Genomic DNA, 13,854 nt, shown 5'->3' with positions numbered 1-13,854 from the left:
TTCTCCCAGACCTTCACGAGATCGCGGTCCGCGCCGGCCATCAGGCCGTCGAGCATTTCCACGACGTCGATCTGCGCGCCGAGCGTCGCATAGACAGTGGCCATTTCAAGACCGATGATGCCGCCGCCGATCACGAGCATCTTCTGCGGCAACTGACGCAGCTCCAGCGCGCCGGTCGAATCGACCACGCGCGGATCTTCCGGCATGAACGGCAGCTTCACGGCCTGCGAGCCCGCCGCGATGATCGCCTGCTTGAACTTGACGATCTTCTTGCCGCCCTCGCCCACCACTTCCATGTGATGCGGATCAAGGAACGAGCCCAGCCCCGTCACGACTTCGACCTTGCGCGCCTTCGCCATGCCGGCGAGACCGCCGGTGAGCTTCTTGACGACGCCGGACTTGAAGTCGCGCAGTTTGTCGAGATCGATTTGCGGCTTGCCGAACGTGATGCCGTGCGAGCCGAGCGCTTCGGCTTCGTCGATCACGAGCGCCGTGTGCAGCAGCGCCTTCGACGGAATACAGCCCACGTTCAGGCACACGCCGCCGAGCGTCGAATACCGCTCGACCAGCACGGTCTTCATACCGAGGTCGGCGGAGCGGAACGCCGCCGAGTAGCCACCGGGGCCCGCGCCGAGCACGAGCATGTCGCATTCGACGTCGGCGCTGCCGCCGAAGCTGCCGGCTTGCGGTGCCGGTGCTTTTGAGGCTTCTGCGGCCTTCGGCGCTTCGGCCTTCGGAGCCGCGGCCGGCGCCGCTGCGCCTTCCGATGCCTCGACCAGCGCGATCACCGTGCCCTGCGAAGCCTTGTCGCCCGGCTTGATCTTCACTTCCTTCACCGTGCCCGCGACGTCGCTGGGCACTTCCATCGTGGCCTTGTCCGACTCGAGCGAGAGCAGCGTCTGCTCTTTCTCGATGACGTCACCGGCCTTGATGTTGACTTCGATGACGTCGATGTCCTTGAAGTCGCCGATATCCGGCACTTTCACTTCGACGAGACTCATGGTGTCCCCTTTTGGAATGACCGGCCACGCCAGCCGCGGCGCGCACGCATCAGTCGTGCGGCGCGGCGGCGCAAGCCGGTCAAAGCGGTTTTACAGAATCACGCGGCGGAAATCGCCGAGGATCGAAGCGAGGTACGCGTTGAAGCGCGCGGCAGCCGCACCGTCGATCACGCGGTGATCGTACGAGAGCGACAGCGGCAGCGTGAGGCGCGGCACGAACTGCTTGCCGTCCCACACCGGCTTCATCGCGCTCTTCGACAGGCCGAGGATCGCCACTTCCGGCGCGTTGATGATCGGCGTGAAGTGCGTGCCGCCGATGCCGCCGAGCGACGAGATCGAGAAGCAGCCGCCTTGCATCTGGTCTGGCTTGAGCTTGCCATCGCGGGCGAGCTTCGAGAGTTCGGCCATTTCCTTCGCGATGTCGACGAGACCCTTCTTGTCCGCGTCGCGGATCACCGGGACGACGAGACCGTTCGGCGTGTCGGCGGCAAAACCGATGTGGTAGTACTGCTTGAAGACGAGGTTGTCGCCGTCGAGGCTCGCGTTGAACGCCGGGAACTTCTTCAGCGCCGCGACGCAGGCCTTGATGACGAACGCGAGCATCGTGAACTTCACGCCCGCCTTCTCGTTTTCCTTGTTCAACTGCACGCGCAGGGCTTCGAGGTCGGTGATGTCCGCTTCGTCGTTGTTCGTGACGTGCGGGATCATGACCCAGTTGCGGTGCAGGTTCGCGCCCGAGATCTTCTTGATGCGCGACAGCGGCTGCGTATCGATCGGACCGAACTTCGTGAAATCGACCTTCGGCCAGGGCAGCAGGTTCAGGCCTGCGCCGCCAGCGGCCGGTGCGGCGGCAGCGCCGGCCGGCGCCGCGAGCGCGCCCGTCATCACGCCCTTCACGAACGCGGTGATGTCGTCCTGGGTGATGCGGCCCTTCGGACCCGAACCCGTCACGCGGGCCACGTCCACGCCGAGCTCGCGTGCGAACTTGCGCACGGACGGCGAGGCATGGCTCGGACGGCGCGCGCCGCCTTCGCCTGCCGGAATGATCGGCGCCTGCGCGAGCGCCGACGGTGCTGCGGGCGCGGGCTTGGCCGCTGCGGGTGCGGGCGCGTCCGACGGCTCTTCGACATGCTTCGCAGCCGGTGCGGCGGCGGGAGCCGCAGCGCCTTCGGCTTCGACGACGACGATCTCGGTGCCTTCCGACACGTTATCGCCGACCTTGACCTTGATTTCCTTCACGACACCGGCCACCGGGCTCGGCACGTCCATCGTTGCCTTGTCCGATTCGAGCGTGACGAGCGACTGCTCCTTCTCGACGCGGTCGCCGACCTTCACGCCGATCTCGATGACGGGCACATCCTTATAGTCGCCGATATCGGGGACCTTGACGCTTTGCACGCCGCCGCTCGCGGCGGCTGCGGGCGCAGCAGCGGCAGGTGCCGCAGCAGGCGCAGGGGCCGCGGCGGCGGGTGCCGGTGCTGCGGCAGGCGCGGCGGCCGGAGCCGCAGCGGCGCCCGCGCCGTCCAGCACCAGAACGAGCGTGCCTTCCGACACGTTGTCGCCCACCTTGACCTTCACTTCCTTGACCGTGCCCGACGCCGGGCTCGGCACGTCCATCGTCGCCTTGTCCGACTCCAGCGTGACGAGGGATTGCTCTTTTTCGACGGTATCGCCCGCCTTCACCAGCACCTCGATCACAGGAATGTCCTTGTAATCGCCGATGTCCGGCACCTTCACTTCGATCGCTTGACTCATTGTTAGTGTCTCCGGGGCCGCATAAAACACGCCTCCCCGCTTCGGGGAGGCGTGCATGCCATGCACAGGGGTGATGGGTTAGACGGTCATCGGGTTGGGTTTGGACGGGTCGAGGTTGTACTTGGCGATCGCCTCGCCAACCACCTTGCGCTCGATCTTGCCTTCGTCCGCGAGCGCATTGAGCGCCGCAACCGTGGTCCAGTAACGATCGACTTCGAAGAAGTGACGCAGCTTCTCACGCGTGTCCGAACGGCCGAAGCCGTCGGTGCCGAGCACCACGAACTTGCGCGGCACGAGACCACGGATCTGGTCGACCAGCGCACGCACGTAGTCGGTCGAAGCGATGATCGGGCCTTCCGTGCCCTTGAGCAGCTTCTCGACGTGCGATTCGCGGCGCGGCTCACTCGGGTGCAGCAGGTTCCAGCGCTCGACTTCGTGACCTTCGCGGGCCAGTTCGGTGAAGCTCGGCACGCTCCAGAGGTCGGCTTCGACGCCCCAGTCGTTCTTCAGCAGGTCGGCGGCGGCGATCACTTCGTTGAAGATCGTGCCTGCGCCCATCAGTTGCACGCGCGGCGCCTTGGCGTTGTCGGCACCCTTGCGGAACGCGTACATGCCCTTGATGATGTCGGCCGCCACGTGCTCGCCCTGCGGAATCGCCGGGTGCTCGTAGTTCTCGTTCATCACGGTGATGTAATAGAACACGTCTTCCTGGTTCTGCACCATGCGGCGCAGACCGTCCTGCATGATGACGGCGAGTTCGTAGCCGAACGTCGGGTCATAGTTCACGCAGTTCGGCACCGAAGCGGCCCACAGGAGCGAGTGGCCGTCTTCGTGCTGCAAGCCTTCGCCGTTCAGCGTCGTACGGCCGGCCGTGCCGCCCAGCAGGAAGCCGCGCGAACGCATGTCGCCGGCTGCCCACACCAGGTCGCCGATACGCTGGAGGCCGAACATCGAGTAGAAGATGTAGAACGGGATCATGATCTCGCCGTGCGTCGAGTACGACGTCGCGGCCGCGATCCAGTCCGACATGCCACCGGCTTCGTTGATGCCTTCCTGCAAAATCTGGCCGGTCTGCGATTCCTTGTAGAACATCAGCTGATCGGAATCTTCCGGCACGTACTTCTGGCCGTCCTGATTCCAGATGCCGATCTGGCGGAACAGACCTTCCATGCCGAAGGTACGCGACTCGTCCGGCACGATCGGCACGACGCGCTTGCCGAGCGCCTTGTCCTTCAACAGGATGTTCAGGATCCGCACGAACGCCATCGTCGTCGAGATCTCGCGGCCTTCGCCCGTGCCCTTGAGCAGCGGCTCGAACGCGTCGAGCGCCGGCACCGGCAGCGATTCCGCCTTCTGGCGGCGCGCGGGCAGGTAACCGCCGAGGTCCATGCGCTTCTGGCGCATGTATTCGAGTTCCTTCGAGCCTTCTTCGAACGTGAGGTACGGCACGTCGACGATCTGCTCGTCGGTGATCGGCAGACGGAACTGGTCGCGGAACTTCTTGAGCTGATCCACCTGCATCTTCTTCTGCTGGTGGGTGATGTTCATGGCCTGGCCGGCTTCGCCCATGCCATAGCCCTTGATCGTCTTGGCGAGGATCAGGGTCGGCTGGCCCTTTGCGTGCTGGGCCTGATGGAACGCCGCGTAGATCTTGTGCGGGTCGTGGCCGCCGCGGTTCAGGTTCCAGATGTCGTCGTCGGACCAGTCGGCGACCAGCGCCTTCAGTTCAGGCGTGTTGAAGAAGTGCTCGCGCACGTAGGCGCCCGACTCCGACTTGTACGTCTGGTACTCGCCGTCGACCACGTCCATCATGCGGCGCATCAGCGCGCCCGACTTGTCGCGCGCGAAGAGCGCGTCCCAGCGCGATCCCCAGATGACCTTGATGACGTTCCAGCCGGCGCCGCGGAACTCGCTTTCGAGTTCCTGGATGATCTTGCCGTTGCCGCGCACCGGGCCGTCCAGACGCTGCAAGTTGCAGTTGATGACGAACACGAGGTTGTCCAGACGCTCGCGGCCGGCCATGCCGATCGCGCCGAGCGATTCCGGCTCGTCCGTTTCGCCGTCGCCGAGGAAGGCCCAGACCTTGCGGCCTTCGGTCTTCGTGATGCCGCGCGCCTGCATGTACTTCATGAAGCGCGCCTGATAGATCGCCATGATCGGGCCGAGACCCATCGAGACGGTCGGGAACTGCCAGAAGTCCGGCATCAGCCACGGGTGCGGATACGACGAAATGCCGCCGCCGTCCACTTCCTGGCGGAAGTTGTCGAGCTGGTTCTCGGAGAGACGGCCAAGCAGGAACGCGCGCGAGTAGACGCCCGGCGACGAGTGGCCCTGCACGAACACGAGGTCGCCGCCGTGCTCGGCGGAAGGCGCATGCCAGAAGTGGTTGTAGCCGACGTCATAGAGCGTGGCCGCCGACGCGAACGAGGCGATATGGCCGCCAACGTTCGTGTGCTTGCCCGCGCGCAGGACCATCGCCATGGCGTTCCAGCGCGTGTACGAGCGAATACGGTGTTCGATGTCCTGGTCGCCGGGGTTCTTGGCCTGGTTGGCGACGGGGATCGTATTGATGTACGGCGTGTTCGCCGAGAACGGCAGATGCTCGCCATGCACGCGGGCGAACTCGATCTGCTTTTCGATCAGGTAGTGGGCGCGATCAGGGCCGACAGTCGAAATGACGCCGTCGAGTGCTTCGAGCCATTCGGCGGTTTCCTGGGGATCCTCGTCCTTGTCGGCGGCAACGTACTTGAGGACTTCGTCGGGTACAGCGGACATGCTCGTCTCCTGGGTGTAGGGGAACGCTGTTGATCGGACCATGCGGGCGGCAACGCTTAAGACGTGACCGGGCCAACCGCAGCAGCTTCCGGGCGATTGTAATGACCCCCCTGACCGTCGCGCAACAAAATTTTCGAATTGCGAGATGTGATTTTATAATGTGGAAAATTGCTGCACCGCACGCTTAATCGTTCGTGCCCTTGTGCCGATAACGGCCAGTTTGCACCCGTTTATCGGCGATTTACTGCTTTTTTCGCGGCATTTCCGTGTCTTACGCTGAGCTACAATCCTTGCCATGTTGACCGAACGGCTTTTCGCACGCTCGGCACGCCCGCCCGGAACGCCTGGCGAGTCGTCGCCGTCCCGCTGGCACCACGGACCCTGGTGGTCGAATTCCTATTTGCTGACGCCGCTCCTGTCGATCCTCGTGTTCCTGATCGTCATGAGCCTGATCTTGTGGAGCCTGAACCGCCGCGAGCAGCAGCAGCAGGAAGACACGCTCTACCGCAATGTGGCGTGGGCCCAGCAACAGATCCGGCTTTCCATGACAGGCGCGCAGGAGCAGTTGCAGGCGCTCGCGCGCGATCTGGCGGCCGGCCACAGCGACCCTGAGTATTTCCAGACGTCCACCACGGACATCATGCAGGGCCATCCCGAGATCCTCTATCTCAACTGGTACACGAGCCAGGAGGAGCCCCGCTGGCCCAACACGGCCATGCCGGTCTTCGGCCAGCGCCTGGCCAAGCCCAACGACGCGCAAATGGACGAGGCCGTGAAAGCCGCCTTCGCCGAAGCGCGCGCCACGCGCCGCCAGGTGTATTCGCCGCTCATTTACGACGACGTCGGCAACGGCTACATCACGCTGCAAACGCCGGTATACCGCGATCGGGAATTCCTTGGTTCGATCGCGGCCGTGTTCTCGGTCGAAGGCATCCTGAAGCACGACATCCCGCCCGAGCTGTCGGCCAAGTACAAGATCTCGATACTCGACGCGAACAACCGCGAGCTCGCCACCACCTCCACGCGCCCGCGCCTGCCGCGCGACGTCTATTACGACCTGCCGCTCGACCCGCCGGGCCAGGGCATTTCGGTACGTGTGTACTCGTACCCGCAGATGACCAACTTCACGAACAACACGCTCGTGTGGCTGGTCGCGGGACTGTCGTGCTTCGTGCTGTGGAGCCTCTGGAGCCTCTGGAAGCACACGCGCCAGCGCTTCGAGGCGCAGCAGGCGCTCTATGCCGAAGCGTTCTTCCGCCGCGCGATGGAAAACTCGGTGCTGATCGGCATGCGCGTGCTCGACATGCACGGCCGCATCACGCACGTGAACCCGGCCTTCTGCCGCATGACTGGCTGGGACGAAAGCGACCTCGTGGGCAAGAACGCGCCGTTCCCCTACTGGCCGCGCGACGCCTACCCCGAAATGCAGCGCCAGCTCGACATGACGCTGCGCGGCAAGGCGCCCTCCTCGGGCTTCGAGTTGCGCGTGCGCCGCAAGGACGCCTCGCAGTTCCATGCGCGGCTTTATGTCTCGCCGCTCATCGACAGTTCGGGCCGTCAGACCGGCTGGATGTCGTCGATGACCGACATCACCGAACCCAAGCGCGCGCGTGAAGAACTCGCCGCCGCGCACGAGCGCTTCACCACGGTGCTCGAAAGCCTCGACGCCGCGGTGTCGGTGCTCGCCGCCGACGAAGCCGAGCTGTTGTTCGCGAACCGCTACTACCGCCACCTGTTCGGTATCCGCCCGGACGGCCACCTGGAACTCGCGGGCGGCGGCGGCTTCGATTCGGCCAGCGCCTCCTCGGACTCGATCGACATGGTCGACGCCTTCGCGGGCCTGCCCGCCACCGCACTCACCGAGAGCACGGCGGACGCGCAGGAGGTCTACGTCGAGAGCATCCAGAAGTGGTTCGAAGTGCGCCGCCAGTACATCCAGTGGGTGGACGGCCACCTCGCGCAGATGCAGATCGCAACCGACATCACCACGCGCAAGCAGGCCCAGGAACTGGCCCGCCAGCAGGACGAAAAGCTCCAGTTCACGAGCCGCCTGATGACGATGGGCGAAATGGCCTCGTCGCTCGCGCACGAACTGAACCAGCCGCTCGCCGCGATCAACAACTATGCCTCGGGCACCGTCGCGCTCGTGAAGTCGGGCCGCGGCGCACCCGAGAACCTGTTGCCCGCGCTCGAAAAAACGGCGCAGCAGGCCGTGCGCGCCGGCATGATCATCAAGCGCATCCGCGAATTCGTGAAGCGCTCCGAGCCGAAGCGGCAGGCCGCGCGCGTCGCCGATATCGTCGCCGACGCCGTGGGCCTCGCCGAAATCGAAGCGCGCAAGCGCCGCATCCGCATCGTGACCGACATGCGCTCGCGCATGCCGGTGATCTACGTCGATCCGGTGCTGATCGAGCAGGTGCTCGTGAACCTGCTGAAGAACGCCGCCGAAGCCATGGCCGACGCCCGCCCGAACGCCATCGACCCCGTGATCCGCGTGATCGTGAAGCGCGAAGGCGGCAACGTGTGCATCAGCGTCGTGGACCAGGGCCCCGGCGTGGACGAAGCCACGGCCGAGCGCCTCTTCGAGCCTTTCTACAGCACCAAATCGGACGGCATGGGCATGGGCCTGAACATCTGCCGCTCCATCATCGAATCGCACCGCGGGCGCCTCTGGGTGGTCAACAACGTCGAATCCGACGGCCACATCAGCGGTGCAACGTTCCATTGCAGTCTGCCTATCGGCGAATCGGACAACCCCTCGCGGAGCGCCGACGAACCGACTCCACAAACCGTTACGGGAGAGCCATGAACAGCCCAGTCACCACCCAGGAAACCGTCTTTGTTGTCGATGACGACGAGGCCGTACGAGATTCCCTGCGTTGGCTCCTCGAAGCGAACGGCTACCGCGTCCAGTGTTTCAATAGCGCGGAGGAGTTCCTCGAGGCATACCAACCGGCGCAGCAGGCCGGGCAGATCGCCTGCCTGATTCTCGACGTGCGCATGTCCGGCATGAGCGGCCTCGAGTTGCAGGAGCGCCTGATCGCCGAAAACGCCTCGCTGCCCATCATCTTCGTGACGGGTCACGGCGACGTGCCGATGGCCGTTTCGACCATGAAGAAGGGCGCGATGGACTTCATCGAGAAGCCCTTCGACGAAGCCGAACTGCGCAAGCTCGTCGAGCGCATGCTCGACAAGGCGCGCAACGAAAGCACCAACGTGCAGCAACAGCGCGCCGCCGCCGAGCGACTCGGCAAGCTCACGGCGCGTGAGCACCAGGTGCTCGAGCGCATCATCGCAGGGCGCCTGAACAAGCAGATCGCCGACGACCTCGGCATCAGCATCAAGACGGTGGAGGCGCACCGCGCCAACATCATGGAGAAGCTCAACGTCAACACGGTCGCCGACCTGCTGCGTCTCGCACTCTCCAACAAGCCGCAACAAGCGCAGCAGTAAGCGCGCGGCCTCTTGCTGCATTCGCGCGCCGTGATGCGCGCGAATGCGGCTTGCGGCGTGTCGCCGCGCTGCCCCCCTCCTTCGGCCGCATGCGGCCTTCCTCGCCCGTCTTCGCCGTTCGCCGTCCATAGCGGCCGGAACGCGCCCCGTCGCGCGGTTATAATGTCGGCCTTCGCTACGGCTGCGGCCCTACAACGCTCGCCCGCGCCCTACGCGCGCCAGCGCTCGCGCCTACGCGTCCTCGCATCGCCCACACTCGACCTCGACCGACCATGACTGCCACTATCATCGACGGCAACGCCCTCTCCAAGAAACTGCGCGCCGACGTCGCCACGCGCGCCGCCGCCCTCACCGCCCGCGGCCATCAGCCGGGACTCGCCGTCGTGCTGGTCGGCGACAATCCGGCGAGCGAAGTCTACGTGCGCAACAAGATCAAGGCCTGCGAAGACAACGGCCTCTACTCGTCGTACGACCGCTACCCGGAGTCGCTTTCCGAAGCCGACCTGCTCAAGCGCATCGACGAGCTGAACCGCGACCCGAAAATCAACGGCATTCTCGTGCAACTGCCGCTGCCGAAGCACATCGACAGCCACAAGGTGATCGAGGCGATCGCGCCCGAAAAGGACGTGGACGGTTTTCACGTGGCCAACGCGGGCGCGCTCATGACGGGCCAGCCGCTCTTTCGCCCGTGTACGCCCTATGGCGTGATGAAGATGTTCGAGGAGTACAAGATTCCCCTCGAAGGCGCGAACGCCGTGGTGATCGGCCGCTCGAACATCGTCGGCAAGCCGATGGCGCTGCTGCTGCTCGAAAAGGGCGCGACGGTCACGATCTGCCACAGCAAGACGCGCGACCTCGCGAAGCACACGCGCGACGCCGACGTCGTGGTTGCCGCGGTCGGCAAGCGCAACGTGCTGACCGCCGACATGATCAAACCCGGCGCCGCCGTGATCGACGTGGGCATGAACCGCGACGACAACGGCAAGCTTTGCGGCGACGTCGATTTCGCGGGTCTGAAGGAAGTGGCCGGTTTCATCACGCCGGTGCCGGGCGGCGTCGGCCCGATGACCATCACGATGCTGCTCGTGAACACGATCGAAGCGGCGGAGCGCGCCGCCGGCGTGTGAGCGCCCTGCGACCGCGCATCGCAGCATGACGTTCCCGAAGCGGCCCATCGCGGGCCGCTTTTCTTTTTTGCGGCCTCGCCACGCGGGCCGGGATTGTGCCACCGCCCCCTGACATCTGTTAATTTGCTCGGATCACCCGGTTGGAAAGCGCGCCTGGCGCCCCAATAATCCGTGTATCGGGCGTGCGCGAGCATGCCGCGCCCCGGTCCCCTCACCCGCGACAGACAGGAACAGGAAGCATCATGGCTACTACCCCCTCCGACAATCCGCTCCTCGATTTCACCGGCCTGCCGCGCTTTGGCGAAATTCGCCCCGAGCACGTCACGCCCGCGCTCGACGTGCTGCTCGCGAACGCCAAGTCCGCCGTGGAGCGCGCCGCGCAGCCCATGACGCCCGCGCAGTGGGACGACGTGGTCGAGCCGGTCGAGCGCGCGAGCGAGCCGCTCTCGCGCGCCTGGGGCGTGATCGGCCACCTGAACGCCGTTGCCGATACGCCGGAACTGCGCGCCGCCCACGGCGAGAACCTGCCGCGCGTGACCGAGTTCTGGTCGAGCGTCGGCCAGAACCTCGAACTCTTCAAGAAGTACAAGGCCATCACGACTCACAACTCGTTCGAGCTGCTCTCGGGCGAGCGCAAAAAGATTCTCGACAACGCGGTGCGCGACTTCCGTCTCTCCGGCGCGGAACTCCCCGAAGACCAGAAGCCGCGCTTTGCCGAACTCCAGGAGCGCCAGGCCGCGCTCGCCAAAGCCTTCTCCGACCACGTGCTCGACGCGACCAACGGCTACGCGTTCTACGCCGCGAGCGAAGCGGAACTCGCGGGCCTGCCCGAGGACGTGATCGCCGCCGCGCGCGAAGCCGCTGAACGCGAGAACAAGGAAGGCTGGAAGTTCACGCTGCACTTTCCCTCGTACTTTCCGGTGCTCCAGTATTCGGAAAATCGCGCGATGCGCGAAACGATGTACCGTGCCTATGTCACGCGCGCCTCGGAGCTCGGGCCGGTCTACGGCGCGGGCAAGGCCGAATGGGACAACACGGAAATCGTCGCCGAGCAGTTGAAGCTGCGCGCCGAGGAAGCGAAGATGCTCGGCTACAACAACTTCGCCGAAGTCTCGCTCACGCCGAAGATGGCCGAAACGCCGGCCCAGGTGATGAGCTTCCTCGAAGACCTCGCCACGCGTGCGCGCCCGCACGCCGAAAAGGACTGGGAAGAGCTGCGCGAATTCGCCGCGAGCGAACTGGGCCTCACGCAGATCGAGCCGTGGGACATGGCGTTCGCCGCCGAGCGCCTGCGCCAGAAGCGCTACTCGTTCTCGGAAAACGAGGTCAAGCAGTATTTCCCGGAAGACTTCGTGCTTCAGGGCCTCTTCAAGGTCACGGAAACGCTGTTCGGCGTGCGTATCCGCCCCGACAGCGCGCCGGTATGGAATCCCGACGTGCGCTTCTTCCGCGTCGAGAACGCGGACGGCACGCTCGTCGCGCAGTTCTATCTCGATCTCTACGCACGTGAAGGCAAGCGCGGCGGCGCATGGATGGACGACGCGCGCTCGCGCCGCAAGCTCGAAGACAACGGCGTGCAAACGCCCGTCGCCTACCTCACCTGCAACTTCTCCGCGCCCGTGGGCGGGCGCCCCGCCTGCTTCACGCACGACGAAGTCATCACGCTGTTCCACGAGTTCGGCCACGGCCTGCATCACATGCTCACGCGCGTGGACGAACTGGCGGTGTCGGGCATCAATGGCGTGGAGTGGGACGCGGTCGAGCTGCCCTCGCAGTTCATGGAAAACTTCTGCTGGGAGTGGGACGTCGTGCGCGAGATGAGTTCGCATGTCGAAACCGCCAAGCCGCTGCCGCGCGAACTCTTCGACAAGATGCTCGCGGCGAAGAACTTCCAGAGCGGGCTCGGCACGCTGCGCCAGATCGTGTTCTCGATGTTCGACATGGCGCTGCACGTGGACTTCGACGCCTCGAAGGGCAAGACCGTGAACGACATCGCGCGCGAGATCAACGAGCGCTACCACGTCATTCCGCAAGCGGCGTTCTCGCGCTGGCCGAATACGTTCAGCCATATCTTCGCGGGCGGCTATGCGGCTGGCTACTACAGCTACAAGTGGGCAGAGGTGCTGTCCGCCGACGCTTACGCGGCATTCGAAGAGGCCGCGCAGGCCGCGAAGTCGAGCGTGCTCGACGAAGCAACCGGCACGCGCTACCGCAAGGAGATTCTCGAAGTGGGCGGCAGCCGCCCGGCGATGGAATCGTTCAAGGCCTTCCGCGGCCGCGAACCGAACATCGACGCGCTGCTGCGCCACAACGGCATGGAGCAGCCGCCTGCACAGCAATAAGCTGCCGATTCGCTGAGTCATCCGAAATAAAACCGCGCATGGGCATTCAACCCATGCGCGGTTTTTTATTGCGCCGTGTTGATGCGTCGCGCGCTTATCGATGCAGCTTGAAATCGACGCTCTGCGGCCGCCCTTCGAGCGCGAGCGCCGCACGTTGCGCGGGCTGCCGGCTCACCACCCTGCCCCGGCTCACCACGGCGAGGCGCGCCGCACGCAGCCGGATTGCCTCGATCGGGTCGCGCGCGTCGAGCACCACGAGGTTCGCCGCGCAACCGGCCGCCACGCCGTAGCCTTCAAGGCCGAGGATGCTCGCGGCGTTCACCGTCACCGCATCGAAGCATGCACGCGAAGCGTCGGTGCCGGTCATCTGCGCGACATGCAGCCCCATGTGCGCAACTTCGAGCATGTCGCCCGAGCCGAAGCTGTACCACGGGTCCATCACGCAATCGTGGCCAAAGGCAACGCTCACCCCGGCCGCCATCAGTTCGGGCACACGCGTCATGCCGCGGCGCTTCGGATACGTGTCGGCGCGACCTTGCAGCGTGATATTGATGAGCGGATTCGCAATCGCGGCGACACCCGACTCGCGCATGAGCGGAATCAGCTTGCTCACGTAGTAGTTGTCCATCGAATGCATGGACGTGAGATGCGAGCCCGCCACGCGCCCCTGCAAGCCGAGCCGATGCGTTTGCGCCGCAAGCGTTTCGATGTGGCGCGAGAGCGGATCGTCGGACTCGTCGCAATGCATGTCCACGCGCAGCCCCTTTTCCGCCGCGAATTCGCAAAGCAGACGCACCGACTCCGCGCCGTCCGCCATCGTGCGCTCGAAGTGCGGAATGCCGCCCACCACGTCCACACCCAGCGCGATCGCGCGCTTGAGATTGTCGAATGCGCCGACGCTGCGCAACACGCCATCCTGCGGAAACGCCACCAGTTGCAAGTCGAGATACGGCGCGACCCGGCGCTTCACTTCGAGCAGCGCCTCGACAGCGAGCAGGCGCTCGTCGCACACATCGACGTGCGAGCGGATTGCGAGCAGTCCGCGCGCGACGGCCCAGTCGCAATATTGAAGCGCCCGCTCGACCAGCGCCTCCTGGGTGAGATGCGGCTTGAGTTCGCCCCACAGCGCGATGCCTTCGAGCAGCGTACCCGACGCGTTCACGCGCGGCAGCCCATAGGAGAGCGTGGCGTCCATGTGGAAGTGCGCATCGACGAACGGCGCGCTCACGAGCGCGCCCGCCGCATCGATCTCCTCGCGTGCCGTAGCCGCGAGATGCGGCTCGACGGCCGCGATGCGGCCTGCGTCCATGCCAATATCCACCGTCGGATGTCCGGCGGGATGCGCATGCGCGAGCACCGCGCGGCGAATGATCAGGTCCATCTGCGGCTCCTTGTTCCGGC

The 13,854-nt window shown here is 65.2% G+C and carries 8 protein-coding genes; 4 read left to right on the top strand and 4 right to left on the bottom strand.

Features of this window, described 5'->3' with window-relative positions:
- From C7401_RS36000 to aceE, 3 genes are all read right to left on the bottom strand, one after another.
- Positions 1-1,001, bottom strand: a 1,001-nt coding sequence (locus tag C7401_RS36000) for a dihydrolipoyl dehydrogenase family protein (RefSeq protein ID WP_146758053.1), incomplete at its 3' end; no start/stop codon positions are given.
- 90 nt (positions 1,002-1,091) lie between these two features.
- A complete protein-coding gene (gene aceF, locus C7401_RS35995) occupies positions 1,092-2,756 on the bottom strand; it encodes a dihydrolipoyllysine-residue acetyltransferase (protein ID WP_112176810.1) in 1,665 nt (554 codons plus the stop codon).
- Positions 2,757-2,834: 78 nt separating this feature from the next.
- Positions 2,835-5,531, bottom strand: coding sequence for a pyruvate dehydrogenase (acetyl-transferring), homodimeric type (aceE, locus tag C7401_RS35990; protein ID WP_112176809.1), 2,697 nt, complete (start codon positions 5,529-5,531; stop codon positions 2,835-2,837).
- A gap of 295 nt (positions 5,532-5,826) precedes the next feature.
- Here aceE and fixL point away from each other — a divergent pair, with 295 nt between their 5' ends.
- The 4 genes from fixL to C7401_RS35970 all read left to right on the top strand — a co-directional run bounded on the left by fixL (position 5,827) and on the right by C7401_RS35970 (position 12,453).
- On the top strand, positions 5,827-8,340 hold the full coding sequence (fixL, locus tag C7401_RS35985) for an oxygen sensor histidine kinase FixL (protein ID WP_112176808.1): 2,514 nt from the start codon (positions 5,827-5,829) through the stop codon (positions 8,338-8,340).
- Positions 8,337-8,984: an oxygen response regulator transcription factor FixJ gene (gene fixJ, locus C7401_RS35980; RefSeq protein ID WP_112176807.1), complete on the top strand. Its 648-nt coding sequence runs from the start codon at positions 8,337-8,339 to the stop codon at positions 8,982-8,984. The genes fixL and fixJ overlap by 4 nt, the downstream gene beginning before the upstream one ends.
- A 272-nt stretch (positions 8,985-9,256) precedes the next feature.
- Positions 9,257-10,111, top strand: coding sequence for a bifunctional methylenetetrahydrofolate dehydrogenase/methenyltetrahydrofolate cyclohydrolase FolD (gene folD / locus C7401_RS35975; protein ID WP_112176806.1), 855 nt, complete (start codon positions 9,257-9,259; stop codon positions 10,109-10,111).
- A gap of 242 nt (positions 10,112-10,353) precedes the next feature.
- The gene (locus C7401_RS35970) at positions 10,354-12,453 is read left to right on the top strand and encodes a M3 family metallopeptidase (RefSeq protein ID WP_112176805.1); all 2,100 of its coding nucleotides are present in this window, start codon (positions 10,354-10,356) and stop codon (positions 12,451-12,453) included.
- A gap of 94 nt (positions 12,454-12,547) precedes the next feature.
- Here the strand turns inward: C7401_RS35970 and C7401_RS35965 are convergent, their stop codons facing one another.
- Positions 12,548-13,834, bottom strand: a complete 1,287-nt coding sequence (locus tag C7401_RS35965) for an amidohydrolase family protein (protein ID WP_112176804.1) — start codon at positions 13,832-13,834, stop codon at positions 12,548-12,550.
- Positions 13,835-13,854: the final 20 nt, after the last annotated feature.

Source organism: Paraburkholderia unamae (genome assembly GCF_003268775.1).
In the GTDB taxonomy this organism is placed as follows: Bacteria; Pseudomonadota; Gammaproteobacteria; order Burkholderiales; family Burkholderiaceae; genus Paraburkholderia; species Paraburkholderia unamae.
The sequence above is the reverse complement of the archived record's forward strand: the minus strand, read 5'-3'. Positions and strand labels throughout refer to the sequence as shown.

Bases quoted from the DNA above. Each gene is read 5' to 3' on its own strand.
- C7401_RS35970 (WP_112176805.1), top strand. From the start codon at position 10,354: ATGGCTACTACCCCCTCCGACAATCCGCTCCTCGATTTCACCGGCCTG.
- folD (WP_112176806.1), top strand. From the start codon at position 9,257: ATGACTGCCACTATCATCGACGGCAACGCCCTCTCCAAGAAACTGCGC.
- aceF (WP_112176810.1), bottom strand. From the start codon at position 2,756: ATGAGTCAAGCGATCGAAGTGAAGGTGCCGGACATCGGCGATTACAAG.
- fixL (WP_112176808.1), top strand. From the start codon at position 5,827: ATGTTGACCGAACGGCTTTTCGCACGCTCGGCACGCCCGCCCGGAACG.
- C7401_RS35965 (WP_112176804.1), bottom strand. From the start codon at position 13,834: ATGGACCTGATCATTCGCCGCGCGGTGCTCGCGCATGCGCATCCCGCC.
- fixJ (WP_112176807.1), top strand. From the start codon at position 8,337: ATGAACAGCCCAGTCACCACCCAGGAAACCGTCTTTGTTGTCGATGAC.
- aceE (WP_112176809.1), bottom strand. From the start codon at position 5,531: ATGTCCGCTGTACCCGACGAAGTCCTCAAGTACGTTGCCGCCGACAAG.